Origin of the sequence: Streptomyces sp. NPDC002602 (assembly GCF_042889445.1) — a bacterium.
Lineage (GTDB): Bacteria > Actinomycetota > Actinomycetes > Streptomycetales > Streptomycetaceae > Streptomyces.
This window is the reverse complement of sequence record NZ_JBIAQX010000020.1, coordinates 1-17,156: the sequence shown is the minus strand read 5'-3', so window position 1 is coordinate 17,156 and position 17,156 is coordinate 1. Positions and strand designations below refer to the sequence as shown.

Genomic DNA, 17,156 nt, shown 5'->3' with positions numbered 1-17,156 from the left:
AGGGTCGGCCCACCATGTCGACACCGCACACCTCCCCGCGGCGCCGCAGCCTGTTCGGCTCGGCGCTCGCCGCCCTGATCACGACGGTGGCCGTGTGTGCCGGGGACGCCGTCGCGCGCGTCTTCCCGTACGGGCCCCGCCACCGCGACGTCAACGACCTCGGCAACCAGTTCGTGCCCTTCCACGCGCACCTGTGGGACCTGCTGCACGGGCGCGCCGAGGGCGGCCTGCTCCTCAACTGGCAGTCCGGGTACGGGACGAGCTTCCTGCCGGACTTCGGGACGTACCTGTCGAGCCCGTTCGCGGCGCTCGTCGGGGTCTTCCCGCGCGCGGACATCGACCTCGCCGTGTACGTGGTCACCGTGCTCAAGACGGCCGCCGCGGCAGCCGCGATGGCGTGGTTGCTGCGCACGCAGCGGCGCGGACCGTGGTGGGCGGCGGGGCTGCTCGGGGCCTCGTACGCGCTGTGCGGCTGGTCGGTGATCGAGGCCGCGTACAACCCGATGTGGCTGGACGGACTGATCGCGTTCCCGCTCCTGTGTCTGACGGGTGAATGGGCGCTGCGCGGCCGACGTCCCGGGGCGGCGGCCCTGGTCGTGGCCCTGTGTTGGACGGCGAACTTCTACACGGCGTACATGGCGACCCTGGGCGCGGCGCTGGTGCTCGTGGTGCGGCTGGCGCAGGACCGGGACGTGGTGCCGGGCGGACGGCGCGGGCTCGGGCGGGCGCGGGTGCTCGGGCGGGCGCGGGTGCTCGGGCGGGCCGCGACGGCGACCGTCCTGGGCGTCGCGCTGGCCGCGCCGGTGCTGGCGCCGCTGTTCCTCAGTTCGAGGCAGGCGTATCCGGGGTGGTCCAGGGAGTTCGCGCCGGCGCCGACCGGGGACCTGTTGGCGCGGCTGCTGCCCGCCACCTATTCCTTCTCCTCCCCCGCCCTCTTCGTCGGTACCGGAACGCTGCTGCTGGTGGCGGCGCTGCCGTTCCACCGCGCGGTGCCGGTGCGGGCCCGGCTGTGGTGGACGGGGCTCGTGGTGGCGGTGTTGCTGTCGTTCCAGTGGGCGCCGACCCACCTGGCCTGGCACGCGTTCGCGACCCCGAACGGCAGCCCGTACCGGCAGACCTTCGTGCTCGCGGGGGTCGTGGTCATCGCCGCCTGGACCGGGCTCGCGGCCGGCCCGCCGGGGGTACGGGCGCTGGCTTCCGGTGCGGGGGTGCTCTCCCTCGCCGCGCTCGGGGCGGCCGGCAGCGCCCTCGCGACCGGCTGGGGGTACGCGCTGTTCGGCGGCGGGTTGGCGGTGGCCGGCTGGGCCTGGTGGGCGCTGCGCGGCCGGCGCCTCGCGCTCCCGGCGGCCGGTCTGCTGGTCGCGGTCCTGGTGGGGCAGGCCGCGGCGACCGTCGCGTACGGCCACCTGGGCAAGCTCGGCGGGCTGGACGACTACCCGTCCTGGGGGCCCGCGCACACGGCGCGCGCCGAGGCGTTGGCGGGCGCCGAGGGGTGGCCCGGGTACCGGACCGACGCGGGTCGCCCGGCGCTGACGGGCAATGATCCGCTGCTGCTGGGCGGTGAGGGCGGGGCGTACTACAGCAGCCACACCCCGGACGCTTTCACCCGCACGATGGTCGCCCTCGGGGCGGGCTGGACCTCGCGGGGCCGCAGCGTCCAGAGCCTCGACAACCCGGTGACCGACGCCGTCTTCGCGGTCGGGGCGAGGCTGCGGCCCGACGGCACGATCGGCCGGGCGACGGCCGCGCCGCTGGTCACGGTCCGGCCGCCGGGTCCCCCGCTCGCCTACGGCCCCTCCCCCTTCGCCAACCAGGAACTCCTGCTGGGCGCACGGGTCTACGAGGCCCCGCTCTCGCCGGGCCTGTGCCGCGCGGGCACCGAGGCGTTCCTGTGGGCCCCGGAGTACGACGGCACCGCCCGGCTCGCGGACGGCCCGGCGTTCCGGCTGAACGCGCGCCCGCCGCGCAACCGGGCCGCGCTCCAGCCGTTGGGCGTCGCGCACGGTCCCGCCTCGCGGCTGGTCTTCGAGCGGCCCGCGCCCGCCCGTAGGGAACTGGCCTGCCTGGACCGGGCCCGGCTGGACACGGCGGTGGCCGCGCTGCGGGCCGGCGCGCCGACCGCGCTGCGGGTGGACGCCTCGGGCGTACGGGCCACCCTGCGGCCGGGCACGACCGGCACGGTGGTGTTGTCGGCGCCGGCCATCGCGGGCTGGACCTGCGGCGGCCGTCCGGCGAGCGCCCACCTGGGCCTGGTCGCCGTCCCCGTGGGCCCCGACACCCGCTCGGTGACGTGTACGTTCCGCCCGCCGGGCCTGGTCCCGGGCGCGGCGGCCGCGGCGGTCGCCCTCCTGGTCCTGCTCGTCCGGCTCGTCCCGTTCGGCCGACTCCGGCGCGGAGCCGGTGGGGCGAGGCGTACCGGGTCGCGGCCGTCAACCCCGTCCGGTACGCAGTCCGATCGGGCGGAGGCCTTCGGCGTCCGGGTGTGAGCGCGGCCCGGGCGCGGGGGTCAGCGGACCTGGCCCAGCCACTGGAGGGTGCGGCGGATCTCGACGGGGAGGGGGTGGCCCGGGCCGTGCACGCGGTCCGCGTCGAAGAGGAGGCGGACCAGGGTGTCGTGGGCGCCCGCCCGGTCCCCGAGGGAGAGCAGCAGGTGGGCTATCCGGCGGCGGACCTCCAGGGGCAGGCCGGGGTCCGGGTTGGCGTAGTGGTTCTCGAACAGGGGCAGCAGGGAGCGGTACTCGGCGAGGGCGGCGGCCGGTTCGCCGAGCTGTTCCAGGCACTGGGCGGCGTCGTAGCGAAAGCGCAGCGCCTGGGTGTCCCCGGGCGGGAACTCGTCGGCGAGGCGGCGCAGTTCGGGCAGGGCGCGCCGGTACTGGCCGTCGTCCATGAGCGTGGCCGCGTACTGCTTGCGCAGGGAGCGGACCACCGGCGAGTGGTCCCCGTGCTCGGCGGCGGCCGCCGGGAGGATGCCGCCGAGGATGTCCACGGCCTGGGTGAGTCGCCCCTGGTCCAGGAGGGTGCGGGCCTCGTCCACGGCACCGGGGATGTCCGGCCGGGGCGGGGCGGGCGGCGTGTCCGGGCGGGCCGGCACGGTCGGGCGGTCCGGCCAGGGGGCCTGCGGGCGCAGGAACGGGCGGGTCGGGTCGAGGTGGCCGGTCGGGACGCCGTGCTTGGGCAACAGCGGGGTGAGGGCCTCGTACACCTCCTGCGCGGAACCGGGGCGGTCCTGCGGGTCCTTGGCGAGGAGGTGCAGGAGCACGGCCTCCAGGGCGTGCGGCACCTCGGGGCGCAGCCGGCGCACCGGCACCGGGGGTTCGTACAGGTGCCGGTGCAGGACTCCGAGGGCGGTGGATCCGGCGAAGGGCACGTTGCCGCTGAGGAGTTCGTACAGCAGCACGCCGAGTGCGTAGAGATCGGTGTAGGGGCCGACGGCGCCGCCCATGGCCTGTTCCGGTGCCATGTAGGCGGGGCTGCCGATCGGAGTCCCGGTGCTGGTGAGGCGGGTGGTGTCGGTGTCCATCACCGAGGCGACGCCGAGGTCGAGGACGAGGACCGTGCCGTCGGGGCGGATCATCACGTTGCGGGGCTTGAGGTCGCGGTGCACGATCGGCACCGCGTGGACGGCGGACAGCACCGAGCACAGTTGCGCGACCACCGCGACGGCCCACGGCCAGGGGTACGGGTCGTGTGCCGCGAGGTGGTCGGACAGGTCGGAGCCCTCGACGTACCCCATGACCAGGTACAGCTCGTCGCCGTCGTTGCCGGCGTCGTGCACGGTGACCAGCCCGGGGTGGTCGACCTGGGCCGTGACCCGGCATTCGCGCACGAAGCGGCGGCGCAGCTCCTCGGCGACGGTGCCGGGCCCCGCGACCTTGTCGGGGCGCAGCAGTTTGACGGCCACCCGCCGGTCCAACCGGCGGTCGTACGCCGTCCAGACCTGGCCCATGCCGCCCTGGCCCAGGATGGCGGCGAGCTGGTAGCGGTCGCCGATGAGCCGGTCCGTCACTGGTGGGGGTCCTGGGTCGCGGTCGGGTTCGGGTCCTGGTACGGGCCGCCCGGCTTCGGGGGCCCGTTCGGCTGCGGCGGCCGGTTGCGCAGGAGTTCGCTCAGCTCGTCGAGTTCGGCGCGGACCTGCCCGATCCGCGGCGGCGGCGTCACCTGCGGCGGGACGGCCGGCCGGTTCGGGACCGGGGTGGAGGTCTGGCCCTGCGGGTAGCCGTAGCCCTGGCCGGCCTGGTGCTGCTGCGGCGGCGTGTACGGCGCGGGCGCCGGGTACCACGGGACCTGCGCCGGGCCGTTGTTCCGGTTCTCGTGGTGCCGGATGTCCGCGACGAGGAAGTACACGGTGACCGCGAGGCCGGTCAGGAGGGTGCCGCCGGCGCCGAAGTCGCTCTGCCAGCCGCTGGTGTCCGGGGTCTTGTCGAGGCCGATGAAGACCACCCACACGACGAAGAGCACGCAACTGACGAGGAGCAGCATCCAGTCCCGTGGCTTGCGCGTGACCAACGCGAGCCGCAACATCGTGCCCCACGCGAGGAAACCGCAGGTCAGAATGGGCAGCACGGCGAACAGTACGCGCAACGTCACCACGCTCCCGTCGCTGGGGCGGGGGCCGGGGTGGCCATGCTGCGGCGGGTAGCCGGGGCCGTGCATCGCTGCTCCTGACGGGCCGTACGGATAAAGAAAAGATGAGTTCCGGGACTGAGCGTATACAGCCTTGTCCGAAGTGGGTGAGGGGATGACCGCAACCGTTGCAGGGTCGCAGCACGACGACGCACGGGGTGACGCCCGCCGGGCCCACCACCGGGCCCGACCGCCGGCGGGCGAAGCTCGCGGAACGCGCGTAGCGTCACAAAGGGGATGCCATCAGGAGGTCGTTCAGGAGGTCGTGCACCATGGGGATCTTCGACAGGTTCAGGGACCAGGCCAAGACCAAGGGCAAGGACATCTCGGACAACCTCGAGGAAGAGGCCAACGAGAAGACCGGCGGGAAGTACGCCTCCCAGGTCGACCGGGCCCAGCAGGAGGCCGAGAAGCGCCTCGGCGTCGACGACGACCCGACGAAGTAGCCCGCGGGCGCGGGTGCGGAGCCGGCGGGTCCGCCGGCTCCCCACCCGCGTCGGTCACGAGCCGAGGATCGTGGTGAGGAACTCGCCGGTCCAGGCCAGCAGTTCCCGCCCGACCAACGGCTTCCCGCCGACCTTCGCCGTCTTCGGCCGGGGAACCAGCACCTGCGAGGCGGCCGGCTTGAGCACCGCCCCCGGGTGGAGCCGCTTGAGCCGCAGCTCCTGGGACTCCCTCAACTCCACCGGACCGAAACGGATGTTGGGACCCTGAAGGGTGATGTCGCCGACACCGCAGGCACGGGCGAGCATCCGCAGCCCGGCCACCAGCAGCAGGTTCTCCACCGGCTCGGGCAGCTTGCCGTAGCGGTCGGTGAGTTCCTCCCGCACCGCCTTGACGTCCGCCTCGGAGTTCGCCGAGGCGATCGACCGGTAGGCCTGGAGGCGCAGCCGCTCACCGGGCGCGTAGTCGTGCGGGACGTGCGCGTCGACCGGCAGCTCGATCTTGACCTCCAGCGGCGGCTCCTCCTCCGGACCGCCCTCGATGGCCGCCCGGTAGTCGGCCACGGCCTCGCCGACCATGCGGATGTACAGGTCGAAGCCGACGCCCGCGATGTGGCCCGACTGCTCGCCGCCCAGCAGGTTGCCCGCGCCGCGGATCTCCAGGTCCTTCATGGCCACGTACATGCCCGCGCCCATCTCGGTGTGCTGGGCGATCGTCGCGAGCCGCTCGTGCGCCGTCTCCGTCAGCGGCTTCTCCGGCGGGTACAGGAAGTACGCGTACCCGCGCTCACGGCCGCGGCCCACGCGTCCGCGCAACTGGTGGAGTTGGGAGAGGCCGAAGTTGTCGCCGCGCTCCACGATCAGGGTGTTGGCGTTGGAGATGTCGATGCCGGACTCGACGATCGTGGTCGACACGAGGACGTCGAACTTCTTCTCCCAGAAGTCCACCACGACCTGTTCCAGGGCCTGTTCCGACATCTGCCCGTGGGCCGTCGCGATCCGCGCCTCGGGCACGATCTCGCGCAGCTTCGCGGCGGCCCGGTCGATGGACTCGACCCGGTTGTGGATGTAGAAGCACTGCCCCTCGCGCAGCAGCTCGCGGCGGACGGCCGCACCGATCTGCTTCTCCTCGTACGGGCCGACGAAGGTGAGCACCGGGTGGCGCTCCTCCGGCGGGGTGGTGATCGTCGACATCTCGCGGATGCCGGTCACCGCCATCTCCAGCGTGCGCGGGATCGGGGTCGCGGACATGGTCAGCACGTCCACGTTGGCGCGGAGCTTCTTCAGCTGCTCCTTGTGCTCGACGCCGAACCGCTGCTCCTCGTCGACGATGACCAGGCCCAGGTCCTTGAACTTCGTCTCCTGCGAGAACAGTCGGTGCGTGCCGATGACGATGTCCACCGACCCCTCGCGCAGCCCCTCCAGGGTGGCCTTCGACTCGGTCTCGTTCTGGAAGCGGGAGAGCGCCTTCACCTTGACCGGGAACTGGCTGTAGCGCTCGGAGAAGGTCCCGAAGTGCTGCTGCACCAGCAGCGTGGTGGGCACGAGGACGGCGACCTGCTTGCCGTCCTGCACCGCCTTGAAGGCGGCCCGCACCGCGATCTCGGTCTTGCCGTAGCCGACGTCGCCGCAGATCAGCCGGTCCATGGGGACGGACTTCTCCATGTCCTCCTTGACCTCGGCGATGGTGGTGAGCTGGTCGGGCGTCTCCGCGTACGGGAAGGCGTCCTCCAGCTCCCGCTGCCAGGGGGTGTCCGGGCCGAAGGTGTGGCCGGGGGCCGCCATCCGCGCGCTGTACAGCTTGATCAGGTCGGCGGCGATCTCCTTGACCGCCTTCTTCGCGCGCGCCTTGGTCTTGGTCCAGTCGGCGCCGCCGAGCCGGTGCAGGGTCGGGGCCTCGCCACCGACGTACTTGGTGACCTGCTCCAGCTGGTCGGTGGGGATGTACAGCCGGTCGCCGGGCTGGCCGCGCTTGGCGGGCGCGTACTCGACGAGCAGGTACTCGCGGGTGGCGCCCTGCACCGTCCGCTGGACCATCTCGATGTAGCGGCCCACGCCGTGCTGCTCGTGGACGATGTAGTCCCCGACCTCCAGGGTCAGGGGGTCGACGGACTTGCGGCGCCGGGTCGGCATCCGCCCCAGGTCCTTGCTGGCGGTGCGCTGCCCCGTCAGGTCGGTCTCGGTGAGCACGGCCAGCTTCAGCGCCGGGTCGACGAAGCCGTTGTCGAGGGAGCCGCACGTCACGTGCACGATGCCCGGCTCCAGGACCGCGAGGTCCGCCTCCAGGCGGGCCGCGATGCCCTCGCCGCCGAGCACCTCGACGGTGCGGGCGGCCGGGCCGTGCCCCTCGGTGAGGTACACGGTGTGCCAGCCGTCGGCGATCCACCCCTTCGTGTCGGCGAGCGCGCGGGCGGTGTCGCCCCGGTAGGCCTCCGGGCCGTGCATGCCGAGCTTGAGGGTGTCGGCCCCGTCGGCGCTGTCGTCGGCGGCGAACGGGGAGACCGACCACCACATCATGTCGAGTGCGCGGGCGTGCTCGCGGACGTCTGCGATGCCGCGCAGCGAGGCCGCGCCGACGTCGATCGGGGCCTGTCCGCCGCCGGCGGTGGCCGCCCAGGAGGCCATCAGGAACTCCTGGCTGGTGGCGACGAGGTCGGCGGCCCGGGTCCGTACCCGCTCCGGGTCGCACACGACGGCCATCGAGCCGGCCGGCAGGACGTCGATCAGCAGTTCCATGTCGTCGACCAGGACGGGTGCGAGGGACTCCATGCCCTCGACCGCGATCCCCTCGGCGATCTTGTTCAGCAGTTCCCCGAGCTCCGGGTGCTCCTGGGCGAGCGCGGCGGCCCGCTCCCGCACCTCGTCGGTGAGCAGCAGCTCGCGGCAGGGCGGGGCCCACAGCCCGTGATCGGCGATCTCCAGGGACCGCTGGTCCGCGACCTTGAAGTAACGGATCTCCTCGACGTCGTCGCCCCAGAACTCCACGCGCAGCGGGTGTTCCTCGGTGGGCGGGAACACGTCGAGGATGCCTCCGCGCACGGCGAACTCGCCGCGCTTCTCGACCAGCTCGACCCGCGCGTACGCGGCCGCGGCCAGCGCCTGGACGACCTCCCCCAGATCGACGGACTGCCCCTGGCGAAGGCTGACCGGGACCAGCTCCCCCAGCCCCTTGACCTGCGGCTGGAGCACGGAGCGGATCGGCGCGACCACCACGGAGACGGGGCCGGTGGCCGGGTCGTCCTCGCTCGGGTGCGTCAGTCGGCGCAGCACCGCGAGCCGGCGGCCCACGGTGTCGCTGCGGGGGGAGAGCCGCTCGTGGGGCAGCGTCTCCCACGAGGGGTACTCGGCCACCTCGTCCGGCGGCAGCAGGGAACGCAGCGTGGCGGCCAGGTCCTCGGCCTCCCGCCCGGTGGCGGTCACCGCCAGCACGGTCCGTTCGGTCCGCCGGGCCAGCGCGGCGATGGCGAAGGGCCGTGCGGCGGCCGGGCCGACCAGGTCCACGTGCATCCGGTTGCCGTCCCCGGCCGCCGCGACCGCCTCGGCGAGGGCGGGGTCCCGGGTGACGGCGTCGAGCAGTCCGTACAGGCTCATGAGGAGGGCTTTCCGTCCGGTGGAGGGGCAACGCGAAGGGCCCGACACGTGAACGGGCCGGGGGTTCCCACCCTACGACGCGTCTCCCCCGACCGCGCGGGGGATTGCCGTCGTCGCGGGGAGTGACGGCGGGGAGTGACGGCGGGGGCATGGACGCGCGGGCATGGACGGCCGGCGCCCCGGTGGGCCCAGCGCCCCGGTGGGCCCGGCCCCCGGCACGACGCCGGCTCCGGTCGTCCTGTCGGACGACCGGAGCCGGCGTACCCCCGTGACAACCGCCTCCCGATCTAGTCGGTGGCGATTGCGTTCAATACGTTCATCCGCCCCGCCCGGAAGGCCGGCACCAGTGCGGCGAACAGGCCCACCAGGGCCGATGCGGCGAACACCCCGAGGATGGTCGGCCAGGGAATCTCCAGGACCTTCAGGCCCTGGAGGGCGAGGAGTTGCTGCGCGGTCGCGCCCCAGCCCATGCCCAGGCCGAGGCCCATGAGGGCGCCGAAGAGGGCGATGACCACCGACTCCAGGCGGATCATGCGGCGCAGTTGGCGGCGGGAGAGGCCGATGGCGCGCATCAGGCCGATCTCGCGGGTCCGCTCGACCACCGACAGGGCCAGGGTGTTCACCACTCCCAGGACCGCGACGATGATCGCGAGGGCGAGGAGCCCGTAGACCATGTTCAGCAGTTGGCCGACCTGGTCCTTCAGCGCCTGCTTGTAGTCGGCCTGGTTGAGCACCTTGTACTGCGGGTACTCGGCGAGCCCCGCCTTGACCTCGGCGTACGCGGTGTCGCCCTGATCGGCCTTGGCGCTGGCCAGCAGCATGAAGGGGCGCGGCATCCGGTCGGCCGGGACGTTGGCCTCGGCGACGGCGGTGGAGATGTACTTCGTGCCCTTGTCGATGTTGCCCTCGTCGCCGGTGATCGCGGCGACCTTCAGCTTGACGGTCTTGCCGCCGGTGAAGGCGACCGTCAGCATGTCGCCGAGCTTGATCCCGTGCTCGTCGGCGTAGAGCGAACCGACCGCCATCGCGTTCGGACCGTAGGCGTCGGCGTGCTCCCCGGCCCGCATCGTGCGGCGGATGTCCTTGGCGTACGACGGGTCGGTGGCGCCCAGGCCCTCGGTGACCGTGGAACCGTCGGGGGCCGTGATCTTGGCGGGCACCTCGCGGTAGGCGGTGACGTGGTCGAGGTTCTTGTTGGCGCGCAGCGCCTGCTCTGCCTGCGGCACGACCGGCTGTTTGGTCGGGGAGTCGACGATGTAGTCCGCTCCGACGGACCTGTCGAGCTCGTCGGTGGCGGAGGCCACCATCGAGGATCCGACCACCGAGAGGCAGGCGACCAGCGCCAGGCCGATCATCAGCGCGGCGGCGGTGGCGCCGGTGCGGCGCGGGTTGCGCAGCGCGTTGCGCTCGGCGAGCCGGCCGACCGATCCGAAGGGCCGCAACACCGGGGCGGACAGCGCCCTGACCACGACACCCGCGAGGAGCGGGCCGATCACGATGAAGCCGATGAGGGTGAGGACCACGCCCAGGCCCAGCCACAGGGAACCCGGGGCCGCTTGCTCGGCGGCGCCGGCGAGGTAGAGGGACGCGCCGCCGACCCCGGTGAGGACCAGGCCGAGGGCGGCCCGGATCCGGCCCGCCTTCTTGTCGCCCGGGGTGCCCGCGTCGCGCAGGGCGGCCATCGGGGAGACCTTCCCGGCGCGGCGGCCGGGGATGTAGGCGGCGACGACGGTGACGGCGACGCCGAGGACCAGGCCGAGGACCGGGGTGGTCCAGGCGACCGTCAGGTCGTCGGTGGACAGGTCCATGCCCATCTGGCCCATGAACTTCATGAGGCCGACGGCCAGGCCCACTCCTGCGGCGACGCCGAGCACGGAGCCGACGACGCCGAGCAGGAAGGCCTCGACGAGGACGGAGCGGTTGATCTGCCTGCGGTCGGCGCCGATGGCGCGCATCAGGCCGATCTCCCGGGTGCGCTGGGCGACCAGCATGGAGAAGGTGTTGAAGATGAGGAAGATGCCGACGAGGAAGGCGATCCCGGCGAAGCCGAGCATCACGTACTTCATGACGTCGAGGAAGGAGCCGACGTCCTTGCGGTTGGCGTCCGCGGCTTCCTTGGCGGTCTGGAGCTTGTACGTGTCGGCGCCGACCGCGGCGGCGACGTTCGTCTTGAGCTGCTCGTCGCTCACCCCGTCCTTGGCGGTGACGTTGACGTGGGTGAAGGCGCCGGCGGAGCCGAGCAGGAGCGTCTGGGCGGTGGCCGTGTCGAAGTACACGATGGTCGCGCCCGGGTTGGTGACGGTGAAGGCGGCGATGCCGCTGATCTTCGCCCGGTTGTCGCCGGTGACGGCGATGGTGCGGATCTCGTCGCCGAGCGCCAAGTGGTGCTTCTCGGCGGTGTCGGCGTCGATCATCAACTCGGTCGGCCCGCGCGGGGCCTTGCCGGAGGTGATCTTCATCGACTTGAGTTCGTTGTCGCTCCAGTTGCCCGCGATGGTCGGGGCGCCGGTGGTCGAACCCAGGTTCTCGTTCTTGGTGTTGACGACGGTGACGGACATCGACAGGACGCCGCCCTCGGCGGACTTGACGCCCTGGGCCTTCTCGACCCGGTCGACGACCGAGCCGTTCAGCGTCTGCGGCTTGCCGTTGCCCGGGTTCTCCTGGTCGTCGCCGGCGCTCTTGGGGCTGACCGTGACATCGGAGTTGGTGACCGCGAACAGCTTGTCGAAGGTGGTGTTCATGGTGTCCGTGAACACCAGCGTGCCGCAGACGAAGGCCACGGACAGCAGGACGGCGATGGCGGAGAGCGCCATCCTTCCCTTGTGCGCGACGAAGTTGCGTCGCGCGGTCTTCATGACGGTCACGAGGTCCGCCCGCGTGCGTCGAAGTCCTTCATGCGGTCGAGGACCTGGTCGGCGGTCGGGTCGATCATCTCGTCGACGATCCGGCCGTCGGCGAGGAAGATGACGCGGTCCGCGTAGGAGGCGGCGACCGGGTCGTGGGTGACCATCACGATGGTCTGGCCCAGCTCGTCCACCGACTGGCGGAGGAAGCCGAGGACCTCGGCGCCGGCCCGGGAGTCCAGGTTTCCGGTCGGCTCGTCGCCGAAGATGATCTGGGGGCGGGCGGCGAGGGCGCGGGCGACCGCCACGCGCTGCTGCTGGCCGCCGGAGAGTTCGGTGGGGCGGTGCTTGAGGCGACCCGCGAGGCCCACGGTCTCGACGACCCGATTCAGCCACTGGGCGTCGGGCTTGCGGCCCGCGATGTCCATGGGGAGCGTGATGTTCTCCAGGGCGTTGAGCGTCGGCAGCAGGTTGAACGCCTGGAAGATGAAGCCGATCCGGTCGCGGCGGAGCTGGGTGAGCTTCTTGTCCTTGAGGCCGGTGATCTCGGTGTCGTCGAGGAAGATCTCGCCGCTCGTCACCGTGTCCAGGCCGGCGAGGCAGTGCATCAGCGTGGACTTGCCGGAGCCGGACGGGCCCATGATCGCGGTGAACTGCCCGCGCCGGATGTCCACGTCCACCGCGTCGAGGGCGACGACGCGGGTCTCTCCCGAACCGTAGGCCTTGACGACCTTGCGTGCCCGGGCCGCGACGGCTTCATGCCCTCCAGTACCCCCGTGCCTGGTTTCGGTCATAGCCGTTGTCACGGTGTTTCCCCTCGTTCGTTCGTCGGCGTGCGTGCGTCGGTGCGTCGCGTCGGTGCGTGCGTCCGCTTGTGGCGTCGGCTCGCGGTGATCCGTGTGCCGACGTCGTGAAGTCTCCGGCGCGGGGGCGTTCGGGCGCACTGGTGCCCGTCGCCGTATCCGCCGGGGGGTTGTCCCCACCCCCCGACGGCCTCGCCTCATGTGAACCAGTTAAAGACGCGCCGGGACCGCCCACCTCCTCCGGCGGGACGAACGGCCCCTGGGTCCTAGTGCTGACGAACCCCTAGGGGTTCTGCACCCTTCGATGGACCCGGAGTGAGGGATACCGCCGGAAACACCCTTGGTGAGAAGGTGTTCCCCGCGGATGCGTGCACGGTGAAGGGGGTTCGACGGGCATGGGGGAGAAAGCGGAACCGCCCCTCGGGGAGGAGCCTTCGGGGCCGGCCGACGCGGTCGTCCCACCGGCCGGACCGTCCGGGGGAAACGTTTCCGCCAAAGAGGACCCCGGGACCGGCGCCCCCGCACCGGGGCGACCGAAGACCGTGGTCGTCGTCTCGCTGATGCTGACCATGAGCCTCGTCGCCCTCGACGCCGCCGTCGTCTCCACGGCCGTCCCCCAGATCGTCGGCGACCTCGGCGGCTTCGCCGTGTTCTCCTGGATCTTCGCCGGGTACGTCCTCGCCACCACCGTCTCGCTCCCCGTCTACGGCAAGCTGTCCGACACCCACGGACGCAAGCCCGTGCTGATCTTCGGGACGGCCCTGTTCCTCGCCGGCTCCGTGCTCTGCGCGCTCGCCTGGAACATGCCGGCCCTCATCGCCTTCCGGATCGTCCAGGGCCTGGGCGGCGGCGCCCTCCAGGGCACGGTCCAGACCCTCGCCGCCGACCTCTATCCGGGCCGGGAACGCCCCCGCATCCAGGCCCGGATGTCCGCGGTGTGGGCCGTGTCCGCGCTGGCCGGCCCGGCCGTCGGCGGCCTGATCGCCACGTACGCCGACTGGCGGTGGATCTTCCTGGTCAACGTGCCGCCCGCCGCCGTGGCCCTGTGGTTCATCGCCCGCCACCTCGTCGAACCCGGGCGCCCGCCCGGCCGCCGGGGGCCCGTCGACTGGGCGGGCGCCCTCGGTGTCTTCGCCTGCGGCGGAACACTGCTCTACGCCCTGGTGCAGGGCGGCGTCGCCTGGCCCTGGCTGTCGGCGCCCTCCCTGGGGCTGTTCGGCGCGAGCGCGGTCCTGGCCGCGGTGGTGGTCCGGGTGGAGCGCCGGGCCGCGGAACCGATCCTGCCCGGCTGGGTCTGGCGCCGCCGCACCATCGCGGCCGTCAACCTCGCCATGGGCGCCCTCGGCCTGCTGATCGTCGCCCCGCAGGTGTTCCTGCCGATCTACGCCCAGAGCGTGCTGGGCCTCGGGGCCGTCGGAGCCGGGCTGCTCACCTCGGCGATGACCCTGACCTGGCCCCTCACCGCCGCCCTGTCCCAACACGTCTACCGGCGCGTCGGCTTCCGCGACAGCGCCGTCCTCGGGGTGGGGATCGCCGCCGCGGCCCTGTTCGGCTTCACGCTGCTCCCGTACCCCGGCTCGGTGTGGCAGCCCGCACTGGTCATGCTGCTGCTGGGCGGCGCCCTCGGCCTGTTCCAACTCCCGCTGATCGTCGGGGTGCAGTCCACCGTCGGGTGGGCGCAGCGGGGCACCACGACGGCCTCGGTGCTGTTCTCCCGGCAGGTCGGCCAGAGCGTGGGAGCGGCCCTGACGGGGGCCGTCGCCAACGCCACCATGGCCGCCCGACTCGCGGACGCCCCCGTCGCGGGACTGCCGGACCACCTGGACGAGGTGTCGAAGGCCCTCGACCGACCGGGACAACTCCCGCCGGCCGCCGCCGACTACCTGCGGGAGGCCGTGGACGCCGCGGTGGACCACGTCTTCCTCGGCGCGACGGCCGCCGCGGTGGCGGCGCTGGTGGTGCTGCTCCTGGTGGCGCCGCGGAAGTTCCCGGTCCTGCCCGACCAACAGTAGATCGCCCGGGTTGTCATGGCCCGAACGAATGGGCTATCTGTCTACCCACGGACACCACTCGGGGGAACACCATGACTTCCGCACTCTTCGCCCTGCTCTTACTGACGGCCCTGACCTGCCCCGTCGCCCTGCGGCTGCGCCGCAACCCCGGCTTCGTCACCGGGCGCGACGGCCGGCTCTCCACCTCCACCACCCTGGCCCTGGCCTGGACGGTGATCCTGCTCTGGCTGCTCCTGACGATCCTCGCGTACGGGCTGACGGCCGGCGGCGGCGTCGACTGGTTCCAGGGCGAACACGGCCCGCTGTCCTCGCTGACCACGGTGTACCTGCCGCTCCTCGGCGGCCCGTACGTGGCCCTCATCGCGGCGAAGACCGTCGTCGGGGTGCGCGTGGAGAACGGCAGCATGGCCAAACCCGCCCCGAAGCCGACCCCCGGCGGCCGTCGACCCCTGCGCGACCTCATCGCGAACGACAGCGGCCGGACCGACCTGATGGACCTCCAGTACGTCGCCCTCAGCGCGGTCACGATGCTCTACGTCGTCCTGTTCTTCCTGTCGGACGTCGGCGGCGGACTCCCCCGCCTCCCCTCGGAGATCTGGGCCCTGACCGGCGCCCCGGCGGGCGCCTACCTGGTGAACAAGATGGCCACCCGCGCCAACCCGGTGATCACCGACGTCGTCCTCGCCGACGGCGTCCTCACCGTGTCGGGCGGCGGCTTCGAGGACGCCCGGGTGAGCGTCGACGACACGGCCGTCCCCTCGACCCTGGACCCGACGACGTCCACCCTGACGGCCCCCCTCCCCGACGGGACCGCGCCCACCTTCACCGTGGTGGTGACCTCACACGGCCTCAGGAGCGACCCCTACCGCCACCCGCGCCCCGAGACCCCCGCTCAGGCCCGGCGCCGCGCGTAGTGGCGGGCCACCCGGGCCCGGTTCCCGCACGCGCCCGCCACGCACCACCGCCGCCGCGGGTGCGCCGGGAGGAACAGCAGCACGCACCCCGGCCCCTCGCACTCCCGCACCTCCCCCACCCGCGGCCCGGCGAGCAGGTCCGTCACCGCCTCGGCGAGTTCCGCCGCGAGGCGCGCCGCCGGGTCGGCGGTCGGGCGCCGGCGATCGGCCGTCAGCCCGGCCCCGTCGGTCCAGGTCAGCTCCCGGTGGGCGGGGGCGCCCGCCAGGGCGTCGTTCAGCACGCGCAGCGCGTCGACCGGCGGCCGCTCACCGCCCCGTACGGCGCCCAACGCGGCCCGCGCCGCCTCCCGCACCTCGACCACCGCGACCACCTCGGCCTCCCCGACCCCGCCGGCGACCGGCCCCAGCCGTCCGGACTCCTCGGCCAACCACCGTGTCAGGCCCTCGGGTTCGGCGACGAGGTCCCCGTCGGCGGGACGGGTGTTCAGCAGGTCGAGCGCGAGGTGCTCGCCGATGAGCGGAAAGTTCACAGTCACGGACCTAATGCTACCCAATCCACTTGACCCATTAGCCCGACTCCCGGAAACTAATGCCACAAGCACCTCAGGAGGCATGTGATGACCGTGGCCCGCATCCAGCACCGCACCGTCGACGTGGACGGCGTCACCGTCGCCTACCGCGAGAGCGGCCCGGCCGACGCCCCCGTACTGCTGCTCCTGCACGGCTTCCCGACCTCCTCCCACCAGTTCACTCGCCTCATGGACGCCCTGGCCGACACCCCGTACCGGCTCATCGCCCCCGACTACCCCGGCTTCGGCCGGACCGAGACCCCGAACGGGTTCACGTACTCCTTCGACCGGCTCGCGGACATCGTCGAGGGCTTCACCGACGCCCTCGCCCTGGACCGCTTCGCGCTGTACGTCTTCGACTTCGGCGCCCCGGTCGGCCTGCGCGTCGCCGCGCGGCGACCCGAGCGGGTGACGGGCCTCGTCGTCCAGAACGGCAACGCGTACGAGGAAGGACTGTCGGACGCGGCCCGCGCGTTCGCCGGCCTGCGCCGCGAGGTGCCGGGCGACGAGGAGAAGGTCCGCGGGCTGTTCACCGAGGAGGGCACCCGCTTCCAGTACGAGACCGGGGTCGCCGACACCGCACTGGTCTCCCCGGACTCCTGGACCCTGGACCTCCACCACCTCGCCCGCCCCGGCCGCGCGGACGCCCAGGCCGACCTGGCCTTCGACTACGCGTCGAACTTCGCCCACTACCCCGCCTGGCAGGCGTGGCTCCGCTCGGCGCGGCTCCCGGTCCTGGTCCTCTGGGGCGCGGGCGACCCCTTCTTCACCCCGGCCGGAGCCAAGGCGTACCTGCGGGACGCGCCGGACGCGCAGGTGCACGTCTTCGAGGGCGCGGGCCACTTCGCCCTCGAAACCCACCTCCCCACCATCGCCCCCCTGATCGCCGCCTTCCTCCCCACCCTCTGAGGTCGCCCCCACCGCGGCGGGACGAGGACTACCGCCCCCCGCGCCCCTCCGGCGGCCCCGGGGTCGCCGAAGGCCCACGCCCGCCGGGCTTCACAGGACTCCACCCCGCGCCTCAAACGCCGGCGAGGCTGGGATCGCCGGACGGAACCGGGAAAGTGGCTCGGCACCCGCGCCTCAAACGCCGGCGAGGCTGGATGGGCCGACCCGAACCGGAAACAGACGGCGAAGCCGGTACGTCAACCCGCGCCACCATCGCGCGAAGCGCCCCCGGCTCCGCCGGGCTTCACGGGGCTCCGCCCCGTACCCCGCGCCTCAAACGCCGGCGAGGCTGGGATTGCCGGACCCGGACCGGACCGGAAGGGCGGCACACCCGAGCGGCGGTTTGCACTCCACGGGGGTCGGACTGTCGGTCGGGGGCGGGGACGGGGTGGGGTGTCGGCCGGGACGTA

At 72.9% G+C, this 17,156-nt stretch carries 11 protein-coding genes; 5 read left to right on the top strand and 6 right to left on the bottom strand.

The window, feature by feature from the left end; genetic code table 11:
* The first annotated feature begins 14 nt into the window (after positions 1 to 14).
* Entirely contained in the window at positions 15 to 2,486 is a 2,472-nt protein-coding gene (locus tag ACFYW3_RS33955; protein WP_389388353.1) for a YfhO family protein, read from the top strand.
* A 20-nt stretch (positions 2,487 to 2,506) separates the two neighbouring features.
* Here ACFYW3_RS33955 and ACFYW3_RS33950 read toward each other — a convergent pair whose 3' ends face one another.
* Complete coding sequence (locus ACFYW3_RS33950; protein ID WP_351753956.1) at positions 2,507 to 4,006, bottom strand: serine/threonine-protein kinase; 1,500 nt, start codon at positions 4,004 to 4,006, stop codon at positions 2,507 to 2,509.
* Entirely contained in the window at positions 4,003 to 4,587 is a 585-nt protein-coding gene (locus tag ACFYW3_RS33945) for a hypothetical protein (protein ID WP_389388352.1), read from the bottom strand. Before ACFYW3_RS33945 ends, ACFYW3_RS33950 begins: the two co-directional genes overlap by 4 nt.
* Before the next feature lie 308 nt (positions 4,588 to 4,895).
* On the opposite strand from ACFYW3_RS33945, the gene ACFYW3_RS33940 reads away from it, so the two are divergent.
* On the top strand, positions 4,896 to 5,069 hold the full coding sequence (locus ACFYW3_RS33940; RefSeq protein WP_351753961.1) for an Rv0909 family putative TA system antitoxin: 174 nt from the start codon (positions 4,896 to 4,898) through the stop codon (positions 5,067 to 5,069).
* Between the two features lie 54 nt (positions 5,070 to 5,123).
* Here ACFYW3_RS33940 and mfd read toward each other — a convergent pair whose 3' ends face one another.
* The 3 genes from mfd to ACFYW3_RS33925 all read right to left on the bottom strand — a co-directional run bounded on the left by mfd (position 5,124) and on the right by ACFYW3_RS33925 (position 12,294).
* Positions 5,124 to 8,657, bottom strand: coding sequence for a transcription-repair coupling factor (gene mfd / locus ACFYW3_RS33935; protein WP_389388351.1), 3,534 nt, complete (start codon positions 8,655 to 8,657; stop codon positions 5,124 to 5,126).
* Between the two features lie 287 nt (positions 8,658 to 8,944).
* Positions 8,945 to 11,521 carry an ABC transporter permease gene (locus ACFYW3_RS33930; RefSeq protein ID WP_389388350.1) on the bottom strand — a complete coding sequence of 859 codons (2,577 nt, stop codon included), beginning with the start codon at positions 11,519 to 11,521 and terminating at the stop codon, positions 8,945 to 8,947.
* Positions 11,518 to 12,294 (bottom strand): ABC transporter ATP-binding protein, encoded by a 777-nt coding sequence (locus ACFYW3_RS33925; RefSeq protein ID WP_389388349.1) that lies wholly within the window; start codon positions 12,292 to 12,294, stop codon positions 11,518 to 11,520. The genes ACFYW3_RS33930 and ACFYW3_RS33925 overlap by 4 nt, the downstream gene beginning before the upstream one ends.
* 404 nt (positions 12,295 to 12,698) lie before the next feature.
* Here ACFYW3_RS33925 and ACFYW3_RS33920 point away from each other — a divergent pair, with 404 nt between their 5' ends.
* Together ACFYW3_RS33920 and ACFYW3_RS33915 are read left to right on the top strand one after the other, a co-directional pair.
* Positions 12,699 to 14,315 (top strand): MFS transporter, encoded by a 1,617-nt coding sequence (locus tag ACFYW3_RS33920; protein WP_389388348.1) that lies wholly within the window; start codon positions 12,699 to 12,701, stop codon positions 14,313 to 14,315.
* 71 nt (positions 14,316 to 14,386) lie between these two features.
* The gene (locus tag ACFYW3_RS33915) at positions 14,387 to 15,229 is read left to right on the top strand and encodes a hypothetical protein (RefSeq protein ID WP_351763563.1); all 843 of its coding nucleotides are present in this window, start codon (positions 14,387 to 14,389) and stop codon (positions 15,227 to 15,229) included.
* Here ACFYW3_RS33915 and ACFYW3_RS33910 read toward each other — a convergent pair.
* Entirely contained in the window at positions 15,208 to 15,765 is a 558-nt protein-coding gene (locus ACFYW3_RS33910; RefSeq protein WP_389388347.1) for a CGNR zinc finger domain-containing protein, read from the bottom strand. The genes ACFYW3_RS33915 and ACFYW3_RS33910 overlap by 22 nt on opposite strands.
* 81 nt (positions 15,766 to 15,846) lie before the next feature.
* On the opposite strand from ACFYW3_RS33910, the gene ACFYW3_RS33905 reads away from it, so the two are divergent.
* Entirely contained in the window at positions 15,847 to 16,707 is an 861-nt protein-coding gene (locus ACFYW3_RS33905; RefSeq protein WP_389388346.1) for an alpha/beta fold hydrolase, read from the top strand.
* Positions 16,708 to 17,156: the final 449 nt, after the last annotated feature.